The organism is Paenibacillus terrae (assembly GCF_000943545.1).
In the GTDB taxonomy this organism is placed as follows: domain Bacteria; phylum Bacillota; class Bacilli; order Paenibacillales; family Paenibacillaceae; genus Paenibacillus; species Paenibacillus terrae_A.
This window is the reverse complement of record NZ_JTHP01000161.1, coordinates 1-1,681: the sequence shown is the minus strand read 5'-3', so window position 1 is coordinate 1,681 and position 1,681 is coordinate 1. Positions and strand designations below refer to the sequence as shown.

Below are 1,681 nucleotides of genomic sequence, written 5' to 3'. Positions count from 1 at the left end.
TTTAACCCCCGAATAATGGACACAACACCTCTTATTCGAAAGATCACATAGAAATGCTCGCATTTTCTCCATTTATGCTGGTGCTACCAGCTACACCTTGATTAGCTTCGCTTCCACCGTACCCTGCTTAATTGCAGTCATATACTCGTAAGGCGACATATCATAGATGCTGCCATGTAGCCGATCATGATTATAGTTGTGGATAAAGCCAGTAACAACTTCATACGCATGGGGATAGCTTTCAAATTCGTGCCGCTGATAACATTCCGATTCCAAGATCGCGTGGAACGACTCGATATGCGCATTCTTATTGGGTGTCTTGGGCGGAATACGTTCATGGATGAGTTCAAACTGCTCACAGGCCTCCGCAAATCGATGGCTGATAAACTGTGGTCCATTGTCTGATCGGATGACGGGTCTCTTCGCCCTATCAAATAGCTGGCGCTTCATCAGCGCCTCCTGCGTAATTTGAACCACATCCTTGGCTTCGCAGGACAGGCCCAAGTGGTAGGTGACGATAGATCGATCAAACACGTCGATGATGCTCAGGAGAAAGAAGAAGCGCTGCTCACCTGCAATCCAGCCATATTTAATATCCGTTTCCCATAGTTGATTGGAGCCGGTGAGGGTTCGATTATTCGCGAGTCTCTTCGGATGCTTGACCTTGATCTTCCGCTGCGGACGCAAGACACGCATCTGCTTGCACAGCCGGTAGACTTTCTTCTTGTTGATCACCAGCCGATGCTGGCGATTTAAGAGTTTCGTCAGCTTGCGGTAGCCATACACAGACGTATACTCGTCAGCCAGCATCTCCATGAGCCACTCTTTGATTTGTTCATCACTGATCCGCTTGCCCTCTTGTGTGAAGCTGTATCCTGGCGTGGGACGACCGCTTTTGAGAATCGATGCTGAGGGCTTGTTCCGACGATTCACGTATGCATAATACGTAGAACGTTCCACTTCCAAGATACGCAGTACAAGGCTGATGGAATGACCTTGCGAGATGTAGACGTTCGCAATCGCTATTTTATCCGCAAGTGAGGGTTCGTTTTTTTTAACAGGTCTCGGAGGATTTCTCTCTCTAGCGCCTGCTCGGCATAGAGCTTTTTGAGCTTCTCATGTTCTTTCTCCAAAGCGGCGTAGTCGCTGGCTGTTGGAACGAAAGTGGGCTGCTTTAAAGCCCTGCCATCCAATTGTTCCTGATCCTTACGCTCAAGCTGCTTCGCCCAGCGCAGTACCATTTTCGGATCCACATCATGTTGCCGGGCAACACCTGTCATATTGCCGATCTCGTACCCTTTGCTTACTACCATCTTCTTGAAATTCAGATCATACCGTTTTCTCTCCATTGTCGTCCCCTCCGATTGATTTCATTCTATCGGAATAAGGGGTGTACTGTCCAAGTTCATTTGGGGGCTAAATAGCTTCCTTTTCAAATTTTTCTGATACGACGAATTTACTGGTTGTTTAAAGCTATAATTGATTCTGGTGTAACTTACACATATGTCGACAAATTCTTTATAGATAACTACGGTATGATAGAGCCTCACATTAAATTGAGTCAGACCTTTCCAAACCATAAAGTTGGTGCAAAAATCTTAAAAGTATGGCGGAAAGAATGTGAACGACGTCAGAAAATTTATGATAAATTGAGAAAGTACGAAATCAACGAAGTTACATG

General features: G+C 45.9%; 2 protein-coding genes and 1 pseudogene. 1 reads left to right on the top strand and 2 read right to left on the bottom strand.

Annotation, left to right across the window (positions count from 1 at the left end; genetic code table 11):
* Positions 1 to 90: 90 nt before the first annotated feature.
* Together QD47_RS29385 and QD47_RS29380 are read right to left on the bottom strand one after the other, a co-directional pair.
* Entirely contained in the window at positions 91 to 1,005 is a 915-nt protein-coding gene (locus QD47_RS29385) for an IS3 family transposase (protein WP_268794285.1), read from the bottom strand.
* A 17-nt stretch (positions 1,006 to 1,022) separates the two neighbouring features.
* Positions 1,023 to 1,349 carry a transposase gene (locus QD47_RS29380; protein WP_044649454.1) on the bottom strand — a complete coding sequence of 109 codons (327 nt, stop codon included), beginning with the start codon at positions 1,347 to 1,349 and terminating at the stop codon, positions 1,023 to 1,025.
* Between the two features lie 114 nt (positions 1,350 to 1,463).
* Here QD47_RS29380 and QD47_RS33620 point away from each other — a divergent pair.
* Positions 1,464 to 1,681, top strand: a pseudogene (locus QD47_RS33620) (hypothetical protein); the annotation flags it as partial.

Coding starts and splice junctions, on each gene's coding strand:
- QD47_RS29380 (WP_044649454.1), bottom strand. CDS start 1,349: ATGGAGAGAAAACGGTATGATCTGAATTTCAAGAAGATGGTAGTAAGC.